Below are 24,603 nucleotides of genomic sequence, written 5' to 3' on the forward strand. Positions count from 1 at the left end.
CCTATTCGCGTGAGCCGACTTACTCCTCTTCGCCGCCCGGCGGCCAGCACGGCCGTGGGCCCGGTAGCCGCCCGCCCGCCCGCGCCCGAGCTGCACAACCCACCCGCCGACTATACCTACGACGGTAGTTTCGAAGGCCTGCTCACGGTGCTGTTTCGCATCTACGACCGCCGCTCGGCCCCCAATAGCATTCAGCCCGCAGGCACCGCACAAGGGGGCTTGTTTGCCCAAACCGTGGCCATCGACACCGACGAGGCCCTGGCCACCCGCACCTGGGATGGCCTGCTGCGCTTTATGCCCGAGCCGGCCCGGGCGCGCCTCTACCACGTGTTTTTGAGCGAGGATGCGGAGCGCGAGCTGCTCATTTTTCGCTACGCCGACCTGGCCCTGCGCACGGGCCGCGACATCTCGGAAAACTACGCCGATGCCACCGTGCGCCGCTGCCAGCGCCTGGCCCAGCAGCTCTTTCGCGAAAAGCACCGTATGGAGGCCTTCGTGCGCTTCGAGAAGGCGCACGACGGGCTGTTTCACGCCACCATCGAGCCCGATTTTGACACCTTGCCGCTCATCGCCAGCCACTTCACCAAGCGCTACGCCGACCAGCGCTGGCTGATTTTTGACCGCCGCCGCCACTACGGCCTGTACTATGACCTCACCCACACCACCATCGTGGAGTTTGAAGCCAGCGGGGGGGCTAGCCCCCGCCGGGGCGAGGTGTCGGCCACGGTGCTCGACGAGCGCGAGCCGCTCTTCAAAATCCTGTGGCAGGCATACTTCGACCACGTCAACATTCCGGAGCGTAAAAACCTCAAGCTGCACCAGCGCCACATTCCGAAGCGCTATTGGAAGTACTTGAGCGAGAAGCAGCCCCGCGAGCGCCGCTTCGAGCCCATCAAGAACAAGCGCCCGCCCGGGCCGCCTGCGCTGCCCGGCTAGCCTTACCTTGCGGCCCGAACAACGCGGCTCGCTGTGGGCTACTATTTTTAATGCAGACAACGCTGGTATTTGGGGCCTCGGGCCAACTAGGGCAGTGCCTGGCGCACGTGGCGCAGGAAAAAGGACTGAGCGGACTGGTTTTTCCGCCCGAAGCCCAGGCTAATATCCTGGACCCTGGCGGCCTGCGCGCGCTGTTTGAGCAGCACCGCCCGGCCTACGCCATCAACTGCGCCGCCTACACGGCCGTCGACAAGGCCGAGGACGAGTTGGCCCTGGCCCGCCGTGTAAACCGCGACGGCGCCGAGAATCTGGCCCGGCTCTGCGGCGAATTCAACGCCACGCTCATCCAGATTTCGACCGACTTTGTGTTTGCCGGCACCGGCAACCAGCCGCTGGTGGAAACCGACGAGGCCGCGCCCATCAGCGTGTATGGCCTCACCAAGCTGGAGGGCGAGCAGGTAATTCCGGCCCTGGCGCCTCGCTATTTCATCTTGCGCACCAGCTGGCTGTACTCCGAGTTTGCGGGCAACTTCGTGAAAACCATGCTCAAGCTGGGCCGCGAGCGCGACGAGCTGCGCATTATCTGGGACCAGGTGGGCACGCCCTGCTACGCCATCGACCTGGCCGGCTGCATTCTGCACATTATCGAGAGCGAAAGCTCGGCCTACGGCCTCTACCACTACAGCAATGAGGGCCTGACCTCGTGGTACGACTTTGCCACGGCCATTTTCGAGCTGGCCCACCTGCCGGTGAAAGCCGTGCCCATCCGCACCGCCGAGTACCCCACCAAAGCTTCCCGCCCGGCCTACTCCGTACTGGATAAAAGCAAGGTGAAGCAGGCGCTGGGGGTGGCCATTCCGCACTGGCGCACGAGCCTGCAAACCTGCCTGGCGCGGTTGATGTAAGCCGGGCGGATAGCCGGTAGCTTGTGTATGCTTCTGAAAAGCAGAAGGATGACTTGCGGCCGGGAGCGGGCTGCTTGCCTGCCCGCATCCTGCCGGGGTGAAGTTGCCGGGTAACGCGGGCGGGAGCGTCTTCAGGTCAGTTTTTTATAAATAAGCGCTGATTAACGCCGGGCGCTTCATTCGCTGCCGCGCCGCGTTATCTTCGCCGGCGACTTTGCTTTTTGCCCTATGTCCCTCTACCACCTCATTTACGAAAGCCGCGCCACGCAGTCGTTTACAGACCGCGATTTGCTGGAGCTGCTGCGCCACTCGCGGGGCTTTAATGCGCAGCGAAACCTCACGGGCTTGCTGCTGTACTCGCCCGGCGGACGCTTTTTGCAGGTGCTGGAAGGGGCACAGGCCGAGGTGGAAGCCGTGTACCAGCGCATCAGCCAGGATGCGCGCCACACGGCCTGTGTGGTGCTGCTGGCGGGGCCGCTGGCCACCCGGCGCTTTGCCGAGTGGCGCATGGGCTTCCGGGCCACGCGCCACCTCACCGACCTGGCCGCCCTGCTAGGCCACGTCGATACCGCGTCGCCCGATTTCCTGCTCCCCCTGCTGCCCAAGCTGTCAACTTCGCTGCTAGACCGGATTTTCGACTACGTGCACCACGTGCCGGTGCACGCGCTGCTGGAAGAGCAAGCCGCATAGCGCCGGCGCCACCGCTCAATAAGTGGGCCTACGCGCCCGGCTCGGGGCGCCGCGCCAGCACCACCAGCAGGATAATCTGGTGCGCATCTTTAGGCGAAAGCTTGTTCTCAAACGTGTCGAGGTCATAGCCCCTGGCCAGCCAGGCTTTCACTTCGGGAAAGGCCAATATCTCGGCTTTGGTGAAGGGCGGGGGCGTTACCGGCTGTTTGGGTTCGGAAAGAAAAGTAAGGAGCTTAGTGTCTGGCAGTGAAGTAGTAGCCATGTTGAATGGAGGGCTTATTGTAAGGTAGAGTGCGTGGCTCGGTAGGCGGGTGCCGGCCCCGAGCGGGCCTAGCGTGCAGCAGCCACCGGCTGGCGGCCGTAGCTGCGGTGCACTGCCAGGGCCAGGGCCACAAACGCGCCGCCCACGGCGCACACGCCCGGCCAGCCAAAGTGCGTCCAGGCCAGCCCGCCCATCACAGAGCCCAGCGAGCCGCCCGTGAAGTAGCCCGTCATGTACACGGTATTGAGGCGGCTGCGAGCCTCGGGGCGCAGCGAAAATACGAGCGTCTGGTTGGAGATGTGGGCCGATTGCACGCCCACATCAAGCAGAATAACGCCGATGACCAGCCCCGCCAGCCAGCCGCCGGCCAGCCCCAGCAGCACGAAGGAAGCCAGCGCCAGCCCAATGCCCGCCGTGATGGCGTAGCGTGGCCCGCGCTTATCGGCCAAGCTGCCGGCCAGCGGGGCGGCCAGCGCGCCCACGGCTCCAATCAGCCCAAAAAATCCCGCTACATCGCTGCCATAGTGGTAAGCCGGGCTTTCGAGGTAGAACGCCAGCGTAGTCCAGAACACGCTGAAGGCCGCGAAAATACTGGCCCCCACCAGCGCCGAGCGGCGCAGCGGCGGCAGCTCGCGCACCAGCGTGCCCAGCGATTGCATCAGCGAGGCGTAAGTGCCCGTGAAGGTGGGCCGGTCCTGGGGCAGGCGCCAGGCCAGCAGCGCGGCCAGCGCCAGCATCAGGGCAGCCGCCCCTTCAAATACTACGCGCCAGCCCAGGTGGGCGCCCACGTAGCCGCTGGCCGTGCGCGAGAGCAGAATACCGATGAGCAGCCCGCTCATAATGCGGCCCACAATGCGGCCGCGGTCGGCCTCGGGGGCGAGGTGCGCGGCCATCGGCAGCAGCAGCTGCGGCACCGCCGAGCAGATGCCGATGAGCACGCTAGCCCCCGCCAGCAGCGCAAAGGTGGGCGCCAGCGCGGCCCCGCCCAGGCACACGGCCGCGCCCAGCAGCATCCAGAGCATGAGGCGCTTGCGCTCCAGCATATCGCCGAGCGGCACTATCAGCAGCATACCCAGCGTGTAGCCCACCTGCGTGGCAGTGGCGATGAGGCTGGCTTGGCTGTCGCGGACGTGAAACGTGCGGCCGATGGCGGCCAGCAGGGGTTGGTTGTAGTAGATATTGGCCACCACCAACCCGCAGGTGAGGGCCATGAGCCAGACCAGGGCATTATCGAGGCGGTGGGTAGTGGGGGCAGCTGGAGGAGCTAGTAACTCAGGCATCAGGAATAGCGCGAACGAATCGGGATAATGGTAGCGGCGAAATAGCCTGGGTTAACCACTGAAGTACCCGAAGGGTTGCAAAACCCAGGCACAACCTGCCGGCCCGGCCTGCGTTTGCCCCCCATGAGCCGAGGATTTGTAAAGGAAGACGATGCCCAAACGCCGCCCCTGGTGCCCCCGCGCGCGGCCCTGCCGCCCGGCACCCCCAACTACGTGACCCCCAGTGGGCTAGCCCAGCTGCGCACCGAGCTAGCCGCCCTCGAAGCCGAGCGCAGCCAGGCCGAAGCCGACCATTCGGGCCTCGACCTTGACCGCAGCCACCGCCTTTCGTTGCTAAATGGCCGGCTGGCCCTGCTGACCGAGCGCCTGGCTAGCGCCAAAGTCATTGACCCCGCCGCGCAGCCGCCGCAGGAAGTGCGCTTTGGGGCCACCATAGCGCTGCGCACGGTGGGCGGCAGCCGGGCCGGTGCCGAGCGCACGTTTACGCTGGTGGGGGTGGATGAGGCCGATGTGGCGGCCGGCAAGCTAGCCTTCGTGGCCCCGCTGGCCAGGGTGCTTATCGGGGCGAAGGTGGGCAGTCGGGTCGTGCTGCCGCTCGGCAATCAGCCCGAAACCGTGGAAATTATTCGGATAAGCTATTGAGCCAGCTTCTTATACGCGCCCGGTGTCAGGCCCTCGTGCTTTTTGAATAAGGCTTGGAAGTAGGAGAGATTATTGAAGCCCGCCCGCAGGCACACCTCGGCCACGCTGGCTAGCGGCTGGCGCAGCAGGCGCTTGGCCTCGGCTAGCCGCTCGCGCACAATGTACTCGACCGGCGTCAGCCCAAACTCGCGCTTGAATACCCGAAAGAACGTGGCTTTGCTCATGCAGGCCAGCGCGCTCAGCTTGTCTACCGATAGGTTATCGGCTAGGTGCTCCTTGATGTAGTGCACCACCGCCGCGAAGCGGTGCGTGGTAAGGTGGCGGGCGTAGTCATTGAAAATCAGCTCCCTGGCCTGGGTTTGCATGAGGCGCACCAGCAGCTCTTGCAGGGTGAAGCCAGCCAGCACATCCTTGGCCGCGTCGGTGGTGCGCGATACGGCCACCAGGCGCTCCAGGGTGCCCGTTAGCTCGGGCGTGTTGGTGAGGTGGGCGTACTCGGGGCCGGCCAGCGCCCAGGGCGCGTGGGTTTCGGCGCGGGGGTAGCGTTCGTTCAGTAAGTCAACGGTTTGGCGAATAGTATCGGGGGCGATAGCCACGGCCAGGCACTGCGTGGGCTGGCACAAACAAGCCTCCGGAAAGTCGATTTCCATCAGCTCATCCTCGCCCACTACCACTGTTTCGCCGGGCAGGTAGTCGAAGGCCGGGCGGTCGGGCAGGTGCATCACCTTTTTGCCCCGCAGCATGGTGGTGAGGGCTAGCCCTTCCAGACGTAGCGGCACGCGTAGGGCGGCTTGGTGCGTTTCAAAAATATTCAGCTCAAAGGCGTCGAGGGCGAAAACCGTGCGGTTTTCAACCAGCGAATGCAGCCGGTTTAGCGCCAGCGGGGGCACGGCGGCGGGCAAGTGAACGCGGGTGGGCATGAGGAGCTGAGTGAGGACTTACTAACGCAAGTTGCGACAATTTCGGCATTTTTTGCGACAATACCACAACCCGGTCAGCTTACTAAAAAGCCACCTTTGTCGTGTTCTCCCACCTAGCTAAATTTTTCTTTTTATCATGGCAGAAACGCTCGAAGCGCCGACCACAATAGTGGCCCGCCCCCAGTTTAAGTCGCACTACGACAACTTCATCGGTGGCAAATGGGTAGCCCCGGTCAAGGGCCAGTATTTTGACAACCCGTCGCCCATCGACGGCAAGAATTTCACCAAAGTAGCCCGTTCCAGCAAGGAGGACATCGACCTGGCACTCGACGCGGCCCACGCTGCCTTCAAAACCTGGAGCAAGACCTCGGCCACCGAGCGCAGTAATATCCTCAACAAAATTGCCAACCGCATCGAGGAAAACCTGCCCATGCTGGCCGCCGTGGAGTGCGTCGAAAACGGCAAGGCCATCCGCGAAACCACTTACGCTGACCTGCCGCTGGTGGTCGACCACTTCCGCTACTTCGCCAGCGTGATTCGGGCCGAGGAAGGCAGCGCTACCGAGCTGAACGCCACCACGCTGTCGCTCAATATCGACGAGCCGCTAGGGGTCATCGGCCAGATTATTCCCTGGAACTTCCCGCTCCTCATGGCTACCTGGAAGCTGGCCCCCGCCATGGCCGCCGGCTGCACCGTAGTAATGAAGCCCGCCGAGCAAACCCCGGCCAGCATTATGGTGCTGATGGAGCTGCTCGAAGACCTCATTCCGGCCGGCGTGGTGAATGTGGTAAACGGCTTCGGCCTCGAAGCCGGCAAGCCGCTGGCCTCGTCGCCGCGCATCGCCAAGGCGAGCTTCACGGGCGAAACGACCACGGGCCGCCTCATTATGCAGTACGCCGCCGAAAACCTCATTCCAGTGACGATGGAGCTGGGTGGCAAGTCGCCCAACGTGTTCTTCAAGAGCGTAATGGATGCCGACGACGACTTCCTCGACAAGGCCATCGAAGGCGCGGTGATGTTTGCCTTGAACCAGGGCGAAATCTGCACCTGCCCCTCGCGGATGCTCATTCAGGAAGACATTTATGATGAGTTTATTGCCCGCGTCATTGCCCGCGTGAAGGCCATCAGGCTCGGCAACCCGCTCGACATGGAAACCATGATGGGCGCCCAGGCCAGCAACGACCAGTACGAGAAAATCCTGAGCTACCTCGAAATCGGCAAGGCCGAAGGCGCCGAGGTACTCGTGGGCGGCGAGGCCTATTCGCAAGCCGACGGCGCGCTAGGGGAGGGCTACTACATTCAGCCCACCATGTTCCGGGGGCACAACAAGATGCGCATTTTCCAGGAGGAGATTTTCGGGCCGGTAGTGTCCGTTACAACCTTCAAAACCGTGGAGGAAGCCATCGAAATTGCCAACGACACGCTCTACGGCCTCGGCGCCGGCGTATGGACCCGCGATGCGCACGAGCTGTACCAGGTGCCGCGCGCCATCCAGGCCGGCCGCGTGTGGGTGAACTGCTACCACGACTACCCGGCCGGCGCGCCCTTCGGCGGCTACAAGGCCTCGGGCTTCGGCCGCGAAAACCACAAAATGATGCTGGCTCACTACCGCCAGAACAAGAATATGCTGATTTCTTACAGCGAGAAGGCGCTGGGCTTCTTTTAGCAGTTAGCTTCCAGCATACCAACTAAGTACGTCATGCTGAACAACGTGAAGCATCTCGCTCGAATCGTTAGGAAAGTGACCCTAGCGGCGCGAGCGAGATGCTTCACTGCGTTCAGCATGACGTGCTTGTATATTTTGAAATCAATTAGCTAGTTCCCACCTCATGCCCACTGCCCGCGTACTCAGCACCACCGCCGCCGATGCTACTATTGACCTGCTCCGCGACGAGCACGGCCCGCTTATGTTTCACCAGAGTGGCGGTTGCTGCGACGGCTCGTCGCCCATGTGCTTTGCCAAGGGCGAGTTTCGGGTGGGGGCCAACGACGTGTGGCTAGGTCAGATTCACGGCTGCGATTTCTTCATGAGTGCCAGTCAGTTTGAATACTGGAAACACACCCAGCTCACGGTAGATGTGGTGAAGGGCCGGGGCGCCAGCTTCTCGCTCGAAATTCCGCTAGGGGTGCGGTTTCTCATCCGCTCGCGGCTGTTCACCGAGGCCGAGGAGCAGGATATGGCGCCGGTGTTGGATGGCGAAACGGCGCTGGCCAACGGCTAGGGCTACAGCTGCCGCACCAGCACGCGTACCTCCACGGTGCGGCCGTGGTCGTCGGCGCACGATATTTTGACCTCGCCCGGCGGCGGCCGGAAAAAGACCCTGGCCGTGGCCGGCGCCGCTTTCAGAAACTGGTCATTCACGTACCAATACACCTGGCGCACCTCGCCCGCCGCCGCGCAGGCCAGCAGTAGCTGCTGCTTTTCGGTGGCATCGAGCACGTACTCGGCGTGGGCGGCGGGCGAGGTGATGGCCAGCAGCGGGGCGGCCTCGGGGCCGGCGGCTCCGCTAGCCTCGGCACCGTGCACGAGGCGGCAGGCGGGGTTGTGGGGCGGCAGGCGGCGCGCGGGCAGGCCCTGGCTTTCGCGAAAGGCCAGCACTTCGGGCCGCAGGTTGGGGAACAGCGCGCGCCGGTAGCCGCTGGCCGGCGCGCAGGCACGGCAGTAGCTCACCTGGCCATCGGCCGAAAGCAGCACCTCCTGCACGTGCTGGCAGCGCTGGCCGCCCGAGGCGCCGGGCAGGTAGTAGTCGAGCAGCTGGTTGGGGCAATGCTCGCCGGGTACCAGGCCGGTTTCGGCGCACACCAGCCGAAAATCGAGGCTGGCCGGCGGCGCAAACCACTCGGCCCGGCCATTGTAGGCCAGGGCATTAAATAAGTCGAAGAGCAGGGGCGAGGCCACCTCGGCCCCGGTGAGCGCGGGGCTGCCCTGCCCATTGAAGTTGCCCAGCCACACCCCAATGGTGTACTGGCGGTTGTAGCCGATGCTCCAGGCATCGCGGCGGCCGTAGCTGGTGCCGGTTTTCCAGGCTATGCGCGGCAGGTGGCGGCTAGCGGCCGCATCTATGGGCAGGTCGGGCCGGGTGCGCTGGGCCAGAATATCGGTGAGCAGGTAGGCCGCGCCGGGCGAAAGAAGCGGCTTGGTTGCCCCTGGCCCAGTGGGAGGGGTAAGCGCTAGCGGAGCATAGCGGCCAGCATTCGCCAGCGCGCTATACAGGCCCGTCAATTCTTCCAGCGTGGCGCCGCAGCCGCCTAAAACGGTGCTCAGGCCCAGCCTGGGCGCATCGCGCGCCACCTGCCGAAAGCCTCCCTGCCGCAGCGTGCTGGCGAAGTGCGCGACCCCCACTTCCGACAGCACCCGCACGGCCGGGATGTTGAGCGAATACGTGAGCGCCCGCTCCATCGTCACCTCGCCCTGGCAGTGCTTGTCAAAATTCTCGGGCCGGAAGCCCTGAAAATTGGTGGGCACGTCGGGCAGCACCGTCTTGGGCGTCACGAGGCCTTGGTCGAAGGCTAGCCCATAGAGCAGCGGCTTAAGCGTGGAGCCCGGCGAGCGCACCGCCCGCACGCCATCGACCTGGCCCTGCGCGCCCGGGTTCTGAAAATCGACCGAGCCTACGTAGGCCTCCACGGCGTGGGTCTGGTTGTTCACCACCAATACGGCGGCTTGCGAGATGCCCAGCGTGGCTAGCCGGCGCACGTAGTTGCGGGCCAGGTCCTCGGCCCTGGCCTGGGTAGCCGGGCGCAACGTGCTACGAATGAGGGCCTGGCCGGGGCTGGCCAGCACCAGCCGCCGCGCCAGGTGCGGCGCCAGGGTAGGGGCGGGGTGGCGCTGGGCCGCCAGCGGCTCCAGCAGGGCGTCGGCAACGTCCTGGGCCGGAAACAGCTTTTGGCGCCCGAAATACCGCAGCCAGCGGTTGCGCTCCTGCAAAATCTGCGGGTTATTCCTGCCCAAAACCAGCCCGCCCGGCCGGTTCGGAATAATGGCCAGGGTTACCGTTTGGGCCAAAGACAGGTAGTCGGGCGGCTGCTGGAAATAGAGCAGCGCCGCCGACTTCACGCCCTCAATGTTCGAGCCGTAGGGCACCAGGTTGAGGTAAAGCTGTAAAATCTCGGCCTTGCTCAAATGCGCCTCCAGCTGCACGGCGCGCAGCATTTCGCGCAGTTTGCTGCCCACGGTGCGCTCTTTGGGCTCCAGCAGCCTCGCCACCTGCATGGTAATGGTGCTCGCCCCGGTGGTGCGCCCGTGGCCCAGCAGGTTGCGCCCCGCCGCCTGCACAATGGCCAGCGGATTTACGCCAAAATGGTAGCGAAAATACCGGTCTTCCTTCTCAATAATGGCCGTTTGCAGCGCGGGCGTAATCTCCGCCAGCTCGGTTTTCATCCGCCATTTCTGGGTGGGGTTGAGGTAGGCGTGCAGCACGGTGCCATCGGCGGCCAGCACCAGGGGCGAGTACTGCGGCGCGGGCGGCAGCGGCCACAGGCGGTCGGCGGCCAACGCCAGGCCCAGCACCAGGGTTAGCCCGAGTAGTATGCGAAACAACCTGCGGCGCACCATAAAGCGAAGGTACTACCCGCGCCCCGCGGCCGAAAAATGCCCTGCCATCTGAGCAGGCTGGCGAGGGCGTCTTTTAAAGCCTGTTCTTCGTACTTTCGAAACAGCAGTAGGCCTTGAAAATGAGTCACAAATCTACGCTTATGGATACTATATACGCCGCCAATGGATTGACCATTTATGCCGACGCCGCGCAGCGGTGCCTGCTGATAGACTGGCAGGGCAAGCACAGTGGGCCGGAAAAGGAGGCGTGCTGCCAGCATATCGTGCAGGCCATCCACCGCACTCAAAGCACCAAAATGCTGGTCGATGGCAGCCATGACCTGGATACCTGGGCCGAGGCCGTGCACTGGATAGGCCACGAGTACTACCACACCCTGCTTGCCAGCAGCCTGGAGGCAGTAGCCTGGGTGTTGCCCCGCAACGTGCGTGCCCTGGCCGATGTCAACCGGGTGCTGAGCATTGTGCACCACCTGAAAAACCGTCCCAATCAGCAGCTGGTCATCGATACTTTTCACGATATCGAATCGGCGCACGCCTGGCTGCACCGCTTGGTCGGCGCCTAATATCTGCGGGTGCCGAAGGGGGTGGCCTGGCCCGGCCTCAGCTTTCGGCTAGGTACTTAATCTCTTGCAGGCCAAATCGCTGCACCTCGTCGCCGTCGAGCTGAACGGCCAGGCGGCCGTCGGGCTCCACGCCTACTATCTGGCCGCGGCGGCGGCGGCCGGCTACCTCGTAGTCGTGCCACTCCTGGTAGCGGTAGAGGGCGGCCAGGTAGGCGCGCCGCAGCTCGCCTACCTGGCCGGCGCGCAGCTGCAGGTAGCGCTTTTCCAGGCATTCGAGCAGGCGGGCGGCCAGGGCCTCGCGCTGAAAGTAGCGCCCCGTGAGCACCCCTAGCGAGGTAGCGGTGGGCACGGCAAAGTGCCGCTGGTTCACATTTAAGCCAATGCCCACCACGCTGGACTGAATTTTTGCCCCGCTCAGGCTGTTCTCGATAAGAATTCCCCCAAACTTCTGCGACCCAAAATACAGGTCGTTGGGCCACTTCAGCCGGAGCTTATCCGAGGGGTGCAGCAGCGCGGCGGCCCAGTCGTGCACGCCCAGCGCCACGGCCTGGCTCAGCAGAAACTGCTGGCCGGCCTCCAAAAAAGTGGGTAGCCACACGATGGATAGCGTCAGGTTTTCGCCCGGCGCGGCCAGCCACTGGTTGCCGCGCTGGCCGCGGCCGGCAAACTGGTCGTCCGTTATGACGGTACACCCTTCGCTGGCGCGGTTTTCGCGCAACAGTTGCTGGGCTTCCGAGTTAGTAGAAGCACAGGCGGGCAGCCAAATGAGCTGCCGGCCGGTAAATAAGGTAGTTGGGCTGATGACCACGGGGGTTAGCAGTCGTATATTAGCTAGTAAACAACGTAAACTTACTCTATGAAGAGCACCTTGGTTCGACAGGATTCGGACACATTGGCAGAAGTAGCCGTGCGCGGCCTCCAAGACCGCAAAGGACAGGACATTGTGGTGATGAACTTGAAAGAGTTGAAAAACGCCGTGGCCGATTATTTTATCATCTGCTCGGCCTCGTCCGATACCCAGCTCGATGCCCTGGCTCGTTCGGTAGAAGAAGAAGTAGAAAAAGTGACCGGCCAGGCGCCCTGGCAGAGCGAAGGCCGCACTAATCGCGAGTGGGTACTGTTGGATTATGTGGACGTAGTCGTGCACGTGTTCCTGCGCGACCGCCGGCAGTTTTACGCGCTGGAGGAGCTGTGGGGCGATGCTGACATTACGTACATCGAAGACACCGCTGACGTGGCCCAGCGTTAAAGTATCGGGCTGCTGGCTGCGTCTGGGGTAAGCATTGGCAACAACGCTATCCCGGCGCGGTTGCACTTGAGTCCATTACAATTAAGTCAATTTTTTATGTCTGATACGACGCCCACCAAACGCCGCAAGCCGACGCTGCCCAATCCCACGCCCCGGCCGGGAGTGCAGATGTGGGTAATGGCGGGGCTGCTGGTGCTATTCATCGGTATGTTCTGGTTTCAAAAGCAGGATAGTGCCATTAAAATTAATCAGCAAAAATTTGAGCAGATGCTGGCTGCTGGCGACGTGCACGACGTGTCGCTGGTAAACAGCACCCGCACGGTAGAAGTAGGCCTGACGGCGGCTGCCCTGCAAAAGCCCGAGTATGCCCGCGACCTGGCCGCCCGCCGCGGCCCGTTTGCCGACCACGGCGCGCAGTACTATTTCCCTATCTTCGACGCCAAATACTTTCAGGAGCAGCTGGATAAGCTGCAGGCTAACAAGCCCCGCGAGCAACGCCTGCAGCTAGAGCCGGTAGACCGCGTTACGCTGGGCGAAATAATCAGCAGCTACGGCCTGATTATCCTGAGCATCATCCTGTTCGTGTTTCTCATGCGCCGCATGAGCAGCGCGGGCGGCCCCGGCGGCCAGATTTTCAACATCGGTAAAAGCCGCGCGGCCCTCTTCGAAGGCGGTGATAAAGTAAAGATTACGTTCAAGGACGTAGCCGGCCTGGAAGAAGCCAAGGAAGAGGTACAAGAGATTGTGGAGTTCTTAAAGAACCCTAGCAAATTCACCATTCTGGGCGGTAAAATTCCCAAGGGCGCGCTGCTGGTAGGCCCTCCCGGCACCGGCAAAACTTTGCTGGCCAAGGCCGTAGCCGGCGAGGCCGACGTGCCGTTCTTCTCGCTCTCGGGCTCCGACTTCGTGGAGATGTTTGTGGGGGTAGGCGCGGCCCGCGTGCGCGATTTGTTCAAGCAAGCCAAAGCCAAAGCCCCTTGTATCATCTTCATTGATGAGATTGACGCCGTGGGCCGCTCGCGCAGCAAAGGCTCGATGCCCGGCGGCAACGACGAGCGCGAAAACACCCTGAACTCGCTGCTGGTGGAGATGGATGGCTTCGGCACCGATTCGGGCGTTATCATCCTGGCCGCTACCAACCGGCCCGACACCCTCGACTCGGCCCTGCTGCGCCCCGGTCGTTTCGACCGTCAGATTAGCATCGACAAGCCCGACATCAACGGCCGCACTCAGATTTTTCAGGTGCACCTCAAGCCCCTGACGCTAGGCCCCGACGTGGATGCCAAAAAGCTGTCGGCCCAAACGCCGGGCTTTGCGGGCGCCGAAATCGCCAACGTCTGCAACGAGGCTGCCCTTATTGCCGCCCGCCGCGACAAGAAGTTCATTACCAACCAGGATTTCACCGACGCTATCGACCGCGTAATCGGCGGCCTGGAGAAGAAGAACAAGATTATCAGCCCCGGCGAGAAGCGCATCGTGGCCTACCACGAAGCCGGCCACGCCATCGCCGGCTGGTTTCTGGAGCACACCGACCCGCTGGTGAAGGTATCCATCGTGCCGCGTGGGGTAGCTGCGCTCGGCTACGCCCAGTATTTGCCCAAGGAGCAGTTCTTGTACAATACTGAGCAGCTGATTGATGAAATGTGCATGGCCCTGGGTGGCCGCGCCGCCGAAGAGCTGGTGTTCGGCAAAATATCGACTGGCGCCCTTAGCGATTTGGAGCGCATCACCAAGATGGCTTACAGCATCGTGACGATGTACGGCATGAATACCAAGCTCGGCAACGTGTCATTCTATGATTCGAAAGGTCAGAATGAGTACGGTTTCTCGAAGCCCTATTCGGAAGCTACGTCGCAGATGATTGACGAAGAAGTTCGTACCATCATCGACCAGGCCTACACCCGCACCAAGGAGCTGCTGACCGAGCGCCGCCACGAGCTGGAGGTAATCGCCAAAGAGTTGCTGGAGAAGGAGGTGCTGCTGCAAGACGACCTGGAGCGCCTCGTAGGCAAACGCCCCTTTGGTGGCCAAACCAACTACCAGGCGCACATGGCCGGCACCGACCGCTCGGAAACCGCCAGCGAGCGCCACGCCGAGCACCCCGAGGAGCCCACCAGCGACCTGCCGGCGCTGCACCTGCCCGGCCAGCCCGAAACCGAAACGGTTTAACACCTTGCCGAGGGGCCTAGCCCCTGGCAGCTAAAAAGGCCAGCCGCGAGGCTGGCCTTTTTTATGTCCGCTACCTTTGCCACATGCTTTCACCTCGCGATAAATTGCTGGGCCGCATCCGCACGGCGCTGGCGGCCGGGCCCGCCCCGGCGCCGCCCGTGCCCGATTGGGCCGCGCCGGTGCATCCGCTGCTGCCGCCCGCCGACTTGGCCGCGCTGTTTGCCGAAAACTTCCGGCGCATCGGGGGCGAGTTTTTTTACTGTGAAAACCACGCGCAGCTAGGCTCCGAGCTGCGGGCCTGGCTAGCTGAGCGCCTGCCCGGCGGCCAGCAGTTTTATGTGTGGGAGCCCGCCATGCAGGCGCACCTGCAAGCTGCCCAAGTGCCTTTTCAGGCTACGGAGGCTGATTTCCGGGCGCAGGCCGCCGTGGGGCTCACCTCGTGTGAGGCCCTGGTGGCGCGCACGGGCAGCCTGGTAGTAGCGCCGGCCACGGCCAGCGGGCGGCGGCTCAGCATCTACCCCGACCAACACGTTGTGCTGGCCCGCCCCAGCCAAGTGGTGGCCGAAATAGGCGATGCGCTACGCCTGGTGCAGGCCCGCTACGGCGACCACTTACCCTCTATGCTTTCGCTCACCACCGGCCCTAGCCGCACGGCCGACATTGAGAAAACCCTCGTGCTGGGCGCCCACGGCCCGCGCCGCCTCAGCTTGTTTTTATTGGAAGATGACGCCTAAACTGCTGCCTGAGCTGCCGCCGCTAGCCCTGGCGCCGGGCCAGCGCGTGTACCTCGCCTCCGATTTTCACCTAGGCGTGCCCGATGCCGAAACCTCGCGCGAGCGCGAGCGCCGCATTGTGCGCTGGCTCGACATGGCCGCCCGGGATGCCGCCGCCATCTATCTGCTGGGCGATGTCTTCGACTTCTGGTTTGAGTACAAGCACGCTATTCCGCGTGGGTTTAGCCGCCTGCAGGGCAAGCTGGCCGAGCTGACCGACGCGGGGTTGCCCATCACGCTTTTCACCGGCAACCACGATATGTGGATGTTTGGCTACTTCACCCAAGAAATGGGCATTCCCATCCTGCGCAACCCGGTGAGCCAGCGCATGGGCGACAAGCTCTTTCACATCGGCCACGGCGACGGGCTGGGGCCGGGCGACTTTGCCTACAAGCGCCTGATGAAGCCCGTGTTTAACTCGCGCTTCACGCAGTGGCTGTTTGCCCGCCTGCACCCCAACCTGGGCATCGGCATTGCCAACCGCTGGAGCCGCCGCTCGCGCCTGCAAAACGGTGCCGCCGATGCTACGTACTTTGGCGAAGACGAATGGCTGCTGGTGTACTGCCGCGAGCTGGAAAAGCGCCAGCACCACGACTACTACGTGTTTGGCCACCGCCACCTGCCGCTCGATGTGGCCGTGGCACCCGGCAGCCGCTATGTCAACCTAGGCGAATGGGTCAATTATTGTTCCTACGGTGTGTATGATGGCAGCGAGCTGGTTTTGCGCGAGTTTGAGAAGTAGCGCGCTAGCCGTGCTTGTGGCGCCGGCCATTGCCTTGGCCCAGAACACCGTGCCCAGCGCGGCCTCAGTGGCGCCCGCCGCGCGCGTAGCGCCGGTAGAAGCCGCCCCGGCCGAGAAAACAGCCAGCCTGAATGGGCCAGCGCCTGCCGCCGGCGCCTGGACGCTGGCAAAAACCCTGGCGCTGCCCAATACCGGCGCGGCCTCACTCGACCGCCGGGGCACGCTCTACCTGGCCGACCAGGACAATAACCTGCGCCAGCTAACCCGCGATGGCCAGCCGCTCAACACTTACTCGCCGGCCCAGCCCGGCCACGTGGCGGTAATAGAGGCCTGGAACCAGAATAGCCTGCTGGTTTTTTACGACGACCGGCAGCAGGTGCTGCTGCTCGACCGCTTTCTGGCCCCGCTGAGCGAAATCAGGCTGGCCGATTACATCGATGGCACGGTGCGCACGGCCACGCTGGCCCCCGACGGCCTGCTGTGGCTGCTCGACGAAAGCGCCCTCACGCTGCGCGAGTTTGACCCCCAGGCCCTGCGCGTGGTTCAGAGCACGCCGCTCGACCTTATCATCGGCCGCAGCCGGCCCGACTTCCGCTTTCTGCGCCAGTATCAGAACAATGTGTACCTGGTAGACCACACCAGCGGCATCTTCGTGTTTGATAACCTGGGCAATTACCGCAAGAAATTGCCCTTTACGGGCCTGGATTTCATTACGTTCCGGGGCGATGAGCTGGCGTATATCAGTGGCGGCCAGCTCCATTTCTTTCACCTGTATACGCTCACGGAGCGCACCCAGCCGCTGCCTGCCGGCCTCGATGCAACGACCGTGCGCCAGGTGCTGCTGGGCGACCAGCTAGCTTACTTCTTCACAACCAAGGGCATCAGCATCTATCAATTGTAATTAAGTGAGGGAGTGGCTGAATGTGAGCCTCCTGCAACAGGCTATTGGTGGCGCTTGCCGGCCCGCCGGCCGGGCTTAATCAGCTAATTGTAACTAAGTTGCATAGTAAGGGAAAGGTAGGGTTTAACGCAACCGCTGGCACGGCGCGCCGTTAGCTAAGGCAAGTTCTTCCACCCACTTTTATCCTTTTCCATGAAAGCATTAGTGTTTCACGGCCCCCGCAATGTGAGTGTCGATACCGTTGACGACCCCACGCTGAAAGACTCGCGCGACGCCATTATTCGCGTCACGAGCACGGCCATCTGCGGCTCCGACCTGCACATCTATAATGGCTCGCTGCCCACTACGCCCATGGTGCTCGGCCACGAGTTTATGGGTATTGTGGAGGAGGTGGGCAAGGGCGTGGGCAACCTCAAGCGCGGCGACCGTGTGGTGGTGCCTTTCCCGATTGCCTGCGGCCACTGCTTTTTCTGCGACCACTCGCTGCCCGGCCACTGCGAAAACTCCAACCCCGAGCACTACGGCCCCGAAGGCGGCCTGCTGACCCAGAAAGGTGGCGCGCTCTTTGGCTACACCGACCTCTACGGCGGCTACGACGGCGGCCAGGCCGAGTACGTGCGCGTGCCCTACGCTGACTTTGGCCCGCGCAAAGTGCCTGATTTTCTGACCGATGAGCAAGTACTGTTTCTGACGGATATTTTCCCGACCGGCTATTCGGGCATCGACTGGGCCGAGGTGAAGGGCGGGGAGTTTGTTGCTATTTTTGGGGCGGGCCCGGTGGGCATTATGTGCGCCAAGAGCGCCTGGCTGCGCGGCGCGGCCAGGGTCGTTATTGTTGATACCCAGCAGTATCGCCTCGATAAAGCCAAGGAAACGACCCGGTGCGAGACCATCCTGTGGGAAGACGGCAACGATGTGATTAAGCAAATCCGGGACATGAGCCAGGGGCGCGGGGCCGACGTGTGCGTCGATTGCGTGGGCTTTGAGCCCGACCGCAACCTGCTCGACCGTGCCAAGGCCGTTATTAACCTCGAAAAAGGCTCGCCCAAGATTATCGAAGCCTGCATGAGTGCCGTGCGGCGCGGCGGCGTGGTATCGGTGCTAGGGGTGTATGCTACCACCAACGATAACTTCCCGGTGGGGCAGTTTTTCGATAAGGGCATCAAGCTGGTGGGTGGCCAGGCGCCGGCCCACAAGCACATCGACAAGCTGTTGCAGCACATTATCAAGGGCGAAGTGGTGCTTGATGACATCATTTCGCACCGCCTGCCCCTGAGCCAGGCCGCCCACGGCTACGACATTTTCCGTCACAAAAAAGATAACTGCGTGAAAGTGGTGCTCAAGCCGGGCGAATAATGCCGGCTGGCAGCTGCTTTGGTACGGCCCGGCCGCTCGCCCCGAAGAGGGGATGAGCAGCCGGGCTTTTTTGGGGTGCTGCGTACCTTGCCAGCCCGGAAGAGCCGGGAACTGAAAGGCTGTTAATAGTGCAAAAATTGATGCTAAGGGTATACTCTGAGCTGCTGGCCGTTAGGCTGCTAGGGCTGCTGGCGGGCCTTGGGCTGCTAGCCCTGCCGCTGCGGGCGCAGGTGGCAGCCGGTACTAAGCTGGCCCCCGGCGTGGCGCGGGCCGCGGGCCGCGCCGGCAGCCGCCAAACGGTGCGCGTGCAGGTGCGCGACGCGGCGGCCTTTCGCCAGTGGGCAGGCCTGGCCCTGCCTGCCATGCAGGTGACGGGCCCCGCTGGCGCGAGTAAGCTGCTGACCATCAGGCTGGCCAGCCCGGCGCAGCTAGCCGCGGTAGCCGCTTCGCCGCTGGTCGAATTTGTGGATGTGCCCAACCGCCCGGCCCACGACGAGCGCCTGCTCAACAGCGCCGACCTGACGGTGAACAACCTGCGGGCCGTGCAGCGCCGCTACCCCGCGCTCACCGGGCAGGGGCTGGTGGTGAGCATCAAGGAAAACCCGCTGGACCCCACTGACCTCGACTTTCGGGGGCGGCTGCTGAATACGCCGGCGGGCACGGTCATCGAGTCGGCCCACGCCAGCATTATGGCCACGCTCATTGCGGGCGGCGGCAACTCGGGGCCGGCCGGCGAGGGCGCGGCGCGGCAGGCCGGCATTGCCTCCTCCTCCTACGCCAACCTGCTGCCCGATGCCAACGCCGACCTCACCCGGCTGAGCGTGAGCGTGCAAAACCACTCCTATGGTACGGGCATCGAAAATTACTATGGCCTCGAAGCCCTGGGCTACGACCAGCAGGCGCGGCAGCTGCCTGCGCTGCTGCACGTTTTTTCGGCCGGCAACTCCGGCAACCTAGCCAGCCCCGATGGCCCTTATAAAGGCCTGGCAGGCGTGGCCAACCTCACTGGCCAATTCAAGATGTCGAAAAACTCGCTGGCCGTGGGCGCTACCGATGCGCTAGGGCAGGTGGCGCCGCTTAGCTCGCGTGGGCCGGCCTACGATGGCCGCGTGAAGCCCGAGCTGGTGGCCTACGGCGACGCCGGCTCGTCCGATGCTTCGGCGCTGGGCTCGGGCGGGGCGCTGCTGGTGCAGCAGGCCTATCGCGACCAGACCGGCACGCTGCCCGCCGCGGCGCTGGTGAAGGCAGCGCTTATAAACAGCGCCCGCGATGTGGGCCGGCCGGAGGTTGATTTTGTAGCCGGCTTCGGGCAGCTCGATGCCTTGGGGGCCGTGCGCACGGTGCTGGAAAAGCGCTACCGCAATGGCGCCGTGGCCCAGGGGCAGGAGCAGCTGTTTGACCTGGCCGTGCCTGCCGGCACGCAGCAGGTTAAAGTGACGCTGACCTGGACCGACCCCGAAGCCGCCGCCAACGCTGCCCAGGCCTTGGTGAATGACCTTGACCTTGAGGTGCTGGGGCCTGGGGGCAGCCGCTGGCTGCCCTGGACGCTGAGCACCTACCCAAGCCTGGACTCGCTGGGCCGCCCGGCGCGGCGCGCGGCCGACCACCTGAATAATGTAGAGCAGGTAACCATTACCTTGCCTGCGGCAGGCACTTATCAGGTGCGGGTGCGGGGCTACGCGGTGCCTGCCGGCCCGCAGGCTTTCAGCCTGGCCTATGCCGTGGTGGCGCCCGGCTTCGAGTGGCTGGTGCCGAGCGCCCTCCGCAACGTGCGGCCGGCCCAAACCACGCTGCTGCGCTGGAGCTACGCCGGCCCGGCCACGGCCGCCCGGCTCGAATACCGGCCGGTGGGCCGCGCCGCTTGGCGCCTGCTAGGGGCAACTGTTGACCCCACGCAGCGCACCTTTGCCTGGGCCGCGCCCGACACGACCACGCTGGCCCAGGTGCGCTGCGTTATTGGCAGCCAGGCGTATGTGTCCGATACCTTCGCGCTGGCCAGGCCCTTGCCGGTGCACGTGGGCTACATCTGCCCCGATGCCACGCTGCTAAGCTGGCCCGCTACGCCGGGCGCCACGCAGTATCAGGTATATCGGCTAGGGGCCACTGCGCCCGAACCCTTTAGGCTAGTGGCCGATACGCTGCTACAGGTGACTCCTGCCCAACAGGCCGGGCCTTATTTTGCCGTGGCCCCGGTGCTGGGCGGCAAGCTGGCCGAGCGCGGCGCCACCATCAACCTGGCCGAGGCCGGCGTGCGCTGTTACATCCGCTCTTTCCTGCCGCGTTTCCCTATTGCCGATACGGCCCAGCTGCTGCTGTCGCTGGGCACGCTGTATCAGCTGCAAGCCGTGCAGCTGCAGCGCCTCGGCCCAGCGGGCTTCCAGACTATTCAGACCCTGAGCCCCGTTGCCCGGCTCACCACCACCTTCACCGACCCCGGCGCTACCATTGGCCTGAACCAATACCGGGTAGTGGGCCAAACCACCACGGGGCGCACTTTCTTCAGCGATACCGTAGCGGTGCAGCTGGTGCGCCGGGGCGAGCTGCTAGTGTTTCCGGTGCCCGTGGTGGTGGGCCAGGCCCTGCAGGTGGCCGGCGAGCCGGGGGTGGCCCTGCTGCTGGGCCTCTACGATGCGCTGGGCCGCCTTGTGCGCACCAGCCGGGTCGAAGGTGCCCTTAACCCGTTTGATACCAGTGGCTTGCGCCCCGGCGTGTACCTGCTGCGGGCCACGCCCGCCACGGGCGGCGGCCCGGCCCGCACGCGCCGCGTGCTGCTGGCCAACTAGCCCCGGCGCCAGCAAAAAGCCCCCGGCCTGCTTAGCGGGCCGGGGGCTTTTTGCTACAGGTTGTAGCCTCTAGTAGAGGTAGTTGAGCGCAATAACGTCGTTCGCATTAAACGGGCGGTCAACGTTGGTGCCCACACAGGCCAGCATCCACGAATTAGGGTCGGGGGCCGACGGCGTACCCGGAATCAGGATGGCGCCCACCCCGGCCGTGCCCTCGTTGTTGCCCTGGCCCTTGCGGCCGCAGCTGTAGGCGCGGTTCATGTAATCGGTGTGGCGGAAGCCGATGCAGTGGCCCATCTCGTGCGCCATAATGGTGGCGATAGCATTGGTAGTCTGGTTGCCAATCACGCTAGGCACCAGCGTGAAGCCGGGGGCGGGGTTGCCGCCGCTCGGGAAGCCGCCCGACTGGCCCAGCACGCCCGGCCCGAGGTCAGCAGAATATTTCACCGGCAGGTCGGCCGTGCCCGAGGTAATGCGGGTGAAGGTGAGCTGCAGGCCGGCGGCGTTGTAGCGGCGGATAGCCTCATCAATAGCCGTAACGTAGGAAGCCGGAAACTCAGTCGATAAGCTCACGGTGAGCACGCGGGGCAGGCCCGTTACGAGGTTGGTAGTGCGGTACTGCTCATCGGCACCTACGCGCAAAAACTTGCGCTCGGGCGTGCTGGCCAGCAGCTCCGGCGTAATCAGCATATCGCCCTCGGCCAGGTAGCCGCCCGTGGTGGCTTTCAGGTCGCTGGTGTCAAAGCCTAGCGCCGCCACCTTGGCCGTTACCTCCGCAGAAATGGCAGCAGGCTGAGCAGCAGTGTCCTGGCTCTTCTGGCACCCGGCCAGCGAAAGGGCAGCGCCAGCCCCAAAGGCCAGCAAAGTAGTGAGTTTAAGCATCAGTCTGGTTTGGGAAAAGAATGTAAAATGAACCTTGGCCAAATGTGCTGTTAATTCTTTGTGAAGTCGCTAGGCCTTACCCCAAATAACAGAATCTTACACTCTTTCTGACGAGTTTCTGAGGCAATTTGATAGGCTTGCCCAGCAAAGCGCCGGCTGATGGTATAAAAAAAAGCACCCCGGCTTGCACTAAGCCGGGGTGCCTTATAGGAGAGTTAAACGCGCCTAGTACAAATAGTTGAGCGCGGTTACGTCGTTGGTGTTAAACGGACGGTTTACGCCGTTGCCCACGCAGGCCAGCATCCAGGAGTTGGGGTCGGCCGAGGCCGGCGTGCCGGGAATCTGGATGGCACCCACGGTGCTAGCCCCTTCGTTGCTGGCCGAGCCGCCGCAGCTGTAGGCGCGGTTCATGTAGTCGGTGTGGCGGAAGCCGATGCAGTGGCCCATCTCGTGCGCCATGATGGTGGCGATGTAGTTGATGTTCGAGCTGTTAATCACGTTGGGCACCAGCGTGAAGCCGGGGGCGGGGTTGCCGCCGCTCGGGAAGCCGCCCGACTGGCCCAGCACACCCGTGCCGAGGTTAGACGAGTACTTCACCGGCAGGTCGGCCGTGCCCGAGGTAATGCGGCGGAAAGTCAGCTGCAGGCTGGCGGCATTGTAGCGGCGGATGGCCTCGTCGATAGCCGACACGTAGGTCGAGTTGAACTGGCTTGAGATGCTCACGGTGAGCACGCGGGGCAGGCCCGTTACGAGGTTGGTGGTGCGGTACTGCTCATCGGCACCTACGCGCAGCATTTTATAGTCGCTTTTGCTAGCCAGCAGCTCGGGCGACAGGAAGATGTCACCTTCTACCACGTAGCCGCCATCCACGGCTTTGAGGTCGCTGGTGCCGAAGCCCAGGGCTTGAACCTGGGCCTTTACGTCGTTCGAGACGGCGGTGGGCTGGGTGGCAGTATCCTGGGCTTTCTGGCAGCCGGCCAGGGAGAGCATTGCGCTGGCCCCCAGGACCAAAAGGGAAGAGAACTTGAACATTGGTTTGGTTTGGAAAAGGATGAATGAGAGGTGAAAACTGTGAGCCAAATGTGAAGAGAAAATTTTACCTAACAACTGTAAGTATCGTAAATGCCTAAATATTACACGTTTGTGTAACATTGTTGCTACAAAATTATAGCAAGATTTAATATGATTTTTTAGGTATGAGGCGAGCATAAAATTGGCCTGCCGTCGCCTGGAAGCCACTCGCAAGGCTGGGTGGCCGGGCCGCTGCCGGACCACTAAAAATCGACTCGTAAAAACCGGACGTCATTGACTGTCGGTCTGGCAGGCGCTGGTAAAAGGGGCTGCCTGCGCTAGCTGCCGGTAGCCTTGGCGAGGGTGGGGCCGCCTGGTTTTACCACCCATAAGTGCCAGCCCGGCCGCCTGCGCAGGGCGCCTTCCGGCCCAAACCTTTCGGCTTGCCGAATCGGTTATCTTTGCTAGATTCCCCCTTTCGTGCGGCCCGGTAAGCGGCCGCCTCATCTATAGATTTTTCAGCCTTATGGCTTGTACTACTTGTTCATCCGGCGGCGGCTGCTCGACTTCGAAGGTCGGGGGCTGCGGCTCCAAGGGTGGCTGCTCTTCGGGCGGCTGCACCCGGCTCAATGTCTTCGACTGGCTCGCCGATGTCGACATGCCCTCTGATTTTCGGGGCTTCGACTGCGTCGAAATTCGCTTTAAGGGCGGTCGCAAAGAGTTTTTTCGCAACGATAAGCACCTGCCCCTGGTAACCGGCGACGCCGTGGTGGTGGAGGCTGCCGGCTCGGGCTGGCACCTGGGCCACGTGAGCCTGAAGGGCGAGCTGGTGCGCCTGCAAATGCGTAAGAAGAAGGTACCTACCGACTCGCGCGACATCCGCCCCATTCTGCGCGTGGCCACGCCCGACGATGAGGCGCGCTGGCAGGCCGTGCGCGACCTCGAAAACGGCACCATGTTTCGGGCCCGGGCTGTGGTTGATGAGCTGCGCCTCAAAATGAAGCTCTCCGACGTGGAGTACCAGGCCGACCGCACGCGGGCGCTCTTCTACTACTCGGCCGAGGACCGCGTTGATTTTCGGGAGCTTATTCGGCGGCTGGCCGATGAGTTTCGGGTGCGCGTGGAGATGCGCCAGATTTCCTTGCGCCAGGAGGCCGGCCGTATCGGCGGCATCGGCGTGTGCGGCCGCGAGCTGTGCTGCTCTACCTGGCTTACCGACTTTAAGGCCGTGAGCACCACCGCCGCCCGCTACCAGAACCTGAGCCTCAACCCCCAGAAGCTGGCCGGCCAGTGCGGCCGCCTCAAGTGTTGCCTCAACTACGAGCTTGACGCTTACCTCGATGCTCTCAAGGATATTCCGCAGGTGCAGCGCCCGCTGCAAATAGCCACGGGCGAGGCGTTTTTGCAGAAAACCGACATCTTCCGCAAGCGCATGTGGTTTGCCTTCCGGGGCGATAACAACTGGGTGATGCTCAGCGCCGAGCGCGTGCGCGAAGTGCTCGAAATGAACAAGCGCGGCGAAAAGCCCGATGCCTTGCTAGCCCCCCGCCAGGAAGAAGAAGTGGCCCCCGCCGTTTCGACCCTCATGGAAGGCGACCTTGACCGCCTCGACGACCAGATAAAAGCCGGCAGCAAGCGCGGCAAGCGCAAGCGCAAGGAGCGCCCCGACCGCCCCGAGGCCAGCGCTAGCCCCGCCGGCACCCCCGAGGTGCGCGAGCCCCGCGAAGGCCGCGAGCCCCGCCGCCGCGAGCGCATTGAAGGCAGCCGGCCGCCCCGCCCCGAGAGTGGCCAGCGCCCCGCCCGTGCCGAAAGCCTGCCCGCTGCCCCCCGCGCCGAGGGCACCCCTGGCCCCCCTGCTGCCCCCGCCGAAAATGCTGCCGAGCAGCGTGGCCGCCGGGGTGCCGCCGCCCGCCCGCTCAACCGCCGGGGTGGCCGCGGCCACCGTGAGGGCGGCGAAGGCAGCCCGCCCCGCCCCGACCAGGAG

Annotated in this window: 22 protein-coding genes; 15 read left to right on the forward strand and 7 right to left on the reverse strand. The window is 63.6% G+C overall.

All coding sequences use genetic code 11. The features are described 5' to 3' along the window. Nucleotides 1-9: 9 nt before the first annotated feature. From Q5H89_RS10800 to Q5H89_RS10810, 3 genes are all read left to right on the forward strand, one after another. Nucleotides 10-936, forward strand: a complete 927-nt coding sequence (locus Q5H89_RS10800) for a TIGR03915 family putative DNA repair protein (RefSeq protein WP_305019322.1) — start codon at nt 10-12, stop codon at nt 934-936. Nucleotides 937-986: 50 nt separating this feature from the next. Beyond that, a complete protein-coding gene (rfbD, locus tag Q5H89_RS10805) occupies nt 987-1,841 on the forward strand; it encodes a dTDP-4-dehydrorhamnose reductase (RefSeq protein ID WP_305019323.1) in 855 nt (284 codons plus the stop codon). 228 nt (nt 1,842-2,069) lie between these two features. Then, a complete protein-coding gene (locus tag Q5H89_RS10810; protein WP_305019324.1) occupies nt 2,070-2,531 on the forward strand; it encodes a BLUF domain-containing protein in 462 nt (153 codons plus the stop codon). Nucleotides 2,532-2,559: 28 nt separating this feature from the next. Here Q5H89_RS10810 and Q5H89_RS10815 read toward each other — a convergent pair whose 3' ends face one another. Together Q5H89_RS10815 and Q5H89_RS10820 are read right to left on the reverse strand one after the other, a co-directional pair. Then, entirely contained in the window at nt 2,560-2,793 is a 234-nt protein-coding gene (locus Q5H89_RS10815; RefSeq protein ID WP_305019325.1) for a hypothetical protein, read from the reverse strand. A 68-nt stretch (nt 2,794-2,861) separates the two neighbouring features. Then, on the reverse strand, nt 2,862-4,073 hold the full coding sequence (locus tag Q5H89_RS10820; protein ID WP_305019326.1) for an MFS transporter: 1,212 nt from the start codon (nt 4,071-4,073) through the stop codon (nt 2,862-2,864). Nucleotides 4,074-4,196: 123 nt separating this feature from the next. Here Q5H89_RS10820 and Q5H89_RS10825 point away from each other — a divergent pair, with 123 nt between their 5' ends. Further along, on the forward strand, nt 4,197-4,715 hold the full coding sequence (locus tag Q5H89_RS10825) for a GreA/GreB family elongation factor (protein ID WP_305019327.1): 519 nt from the start codon (nt 4,197-4,199) through the stop codon (nt 4,713-4,715). Here Q5H89_RS10825 and Q5H89_RS10830 read toward each other — a convergent pair. Next, complete coding sequence (locus Q5H89_RS10830) at nt 4,709-5,635, reverse strand: AraC family transcriptional regulator (RefSeq protein WP_305019328.1); 927 nt, start codon at nt 5,633-5,635, stop codon at nt 4,709-4,711. The two genes, Q5H89_RS10825 and Q5H89_RS10830, sit on opposite strands and share 7 nt — an antisense overlap. A 136-nt stretch (nt 5,636-5,771) precedes the next feature. Here Q5H89_RS10830 and Q5H89_RS10835 point away from each other — a divergent pair, with 136 nt between their 5' ends. Together Q5H89_RS10835 and Q5H89_RS10840 are read left to right on the forward strand one after the other, a co-directional pair. Beyond that, nucleotides 5,772-7,301 (forward strand): aldehyde dehydrogenase family protein, encoded by a 1,530-nt coding sequence (locus Q5H89_RS10835; protein ID WP_305019329.1) that lies wholly within the window; start codon nt 5,772-5,774, stop codon nt 7,299-7,301. A 163-nt stretch (nt 7,302-7,464) separates the two neighbouring features. Further along, complete coding sequence (locus tag Q5H89_RS10840; protein ID WP_305019330.1) at nt 7,465-7,857, forward strand: DUF779 domain-containing protein; 393 nt, start codon at nt 7,465-7,467, stop codon at nt 7,855-7,857. A 2-nt stretch (nt 7,858-7,859) separates the two neighbouring features. On the opposite strand, the gene pbpC is transcribed toward Q5H89_RS10840, so the two are convergent. Further along, nucleotides 7,860-10,190, reverse strand: a complete 2,331-nt coding sequence (gene pbpC / locus Q5H89_RS10845) for a penicillin-binding protein 1C (protein WP_305019331.1) — start codon at nt 10,188-10,190, stop codon at nt 7,860-7,862. A gap of 140 nt (nt 10,191-10,330) precedes the next feature. Between pbpC and Q5H89_RS10850 the strand changes: the two genes are divergently transcribed. After that, nucleotides 10,331-10,753, forward strand: coding sequence for a hypothetical protein (locus Q5H89_RS10850; RefSeq protein ID WP_305019332.1), 423 nt, complete (start codon nt 10,331-10,333; stop codon nt 10,751-10,753). Between the two features lie 37 nt (nt 10,754-10,790). Here the strand turns inward: Q5H89_RS10850 and Q5H89_RS10855 are convergent, their stop codons facing one another. Continuing rightward, complete coding sequence (locus tag Q5H89_RS10855; RefSeq protein ID WP_369810657.1) at nt 10,791-11,561, reverse strand: biotin--[acetyl-CoA-carboxylase] ligase; 771 nt, start codon at nt 11,559-11,561, stop codon at nt 10,791-10,793. Nucleotides 11,562-11,609: 48 nt separating this feature from the next. Between Q5H89_RS10855 and rsfS the strand changes: the two genes are divergently transcribed. From rsfS to Q5H89_RS10890, 7 genes are all read left to right on the forward strand, one after another. Next, a complete protein-coding gene (gene rsfS, locus Q5H89_RS10860; RefSeq protein ID WP_305019333.1) occupies nt 11,610-12,002 on the forward strand; it encodes a ribosome silencing factor in 393 nt (130 codons plus the stop codon). A gap of 96 nt (nt 12,003-12,098) precedes the next feature. Further along, on the forward strand, nt 12,099-14,171 hold the full coding sequence (gene ftsH, locus Q5H89_RS10865; RefSeq protein ID WP_305019334.1) for an ATP-dependent zinc metalloprotease FtsH: 2,073 nt from the start codon (nt 12,099-12,101) through the stop codon (nt 14,169-14,171). Nucleotides 14,172-14,254: 83 nt separating this feature from the next. Further along, nucleotides 14,255-14,905, forward strand: coding sequence for a LutC/YkgG family protein (locus Q5H89_RS10870; RefSeq protein WP_305019335.1), 651 nt, complete (start codon nt 14,255-14,257; stop codon nt 14,903-14,905). Continuing rightward, complete coding sequence (locus Q5H89_RS10875) at nt 14,895-15,686, forward strand: UDP-2,3-diacylglucosamine diphosphatase (protein ID WP_305019336.1); 792 nt, start codon at nt 14,895-14,897, stop codon at nt 15,684-15,686. The genes Q5H89_RS10870 and Q5H89_RS10875 overlap by 11 nt, the downstream gene beginning before the upstream one ends. Further along, nucleotides 15,676-16,587, forward strand: a complete 912-nt coding sequence (locus tag Q5H89_RS10880) for a hypothetical protein (protein WP_305019337.1) — start codon at nt 15,676-15,678, stop codon at nt 16,585-16,587. Before Q5H89_RS10875 ends, Q5H89_RS10880 begins: the two co-directional genes overlap by 11 nt. A 192-nt stretch (nt 16,588-16,779) precedes the next feature. Further along, nucleotides 16,780-17,943: a zinc-dependent alcohol dehydrogenase gene (locus Q5H89_RS10885; RefSeq protein WP_305019338.1), complete on the forward strand. Its 1,164-nt coding sequence runs from the start codon at nt 16,780-16,782 to the stop codon at nt 17,941-17,943. Between the two features lie 140 nt (nt 17,944-18,083). Continuing rightward, nucleotides 18,084-20,726, forward strand: coding sequence for a S8 family serine peptidase (locus tag Q5H89_RS10890; RefSeq protein WP_305019339.1), 2,643 nt, complete (start codon nt 18,084-18,086; stop codon nt 20,724-20,726). Between the two features lie 69 nt (nt 20,727-20,795). Here Q5H89_RS10890 and Q5H89_RS10895 read toward each other — a convergent pair whose 3' ends face one another. Both Q5H89_RS10895 and Q5H89_RS10900 read right to left on the reverse strand, forming a co-directional pair. After that, nucleotides 20,796-21,608: a M57 family metalloprotease gene (locus tag Q5H89_RS10895; protein ID WP_305019340.1), complete on the reverse strand. Its 813-nt coding sequence runs from the start codon at nt 21,606-21,608 to the stop codon at nt 20,796-20,798. Between the two features lie 225 nt (nt 21,609-21,833). Then, a complete protein-coding gene (locus Q5H89_RS10900; RefSeq protein WP_305019341.1) occupies nt 21,834-22,640 on the reverse strand; it encodes a M57 family metalloprotease in 807 nt (268 codons plus the stop codon). A 505-nt stretch (nt 22,641-23,145) separates the two neighbouring features. Here Q5H89_RS10900 and Q5H89_RS10905 point away from each other — a divergent pair. Further along, nucleotides 23,146-24,603: PSP1 domain-containing protein (locus tag Q5H89_RS10905; RefSeq protein WP_305019342.1), on the forward strand; the 1,458-nt coding region annotated here is incomplete at its 3' end.

The organism is Hymenobacter cheonanensis (assembly GCF_030581075.1).
Taxonomy (GTDB): Bacteria; Bacteroidota; Bacteroidia; order Cytophagales; family Hymenobacteraceae; genus Hymenobacter.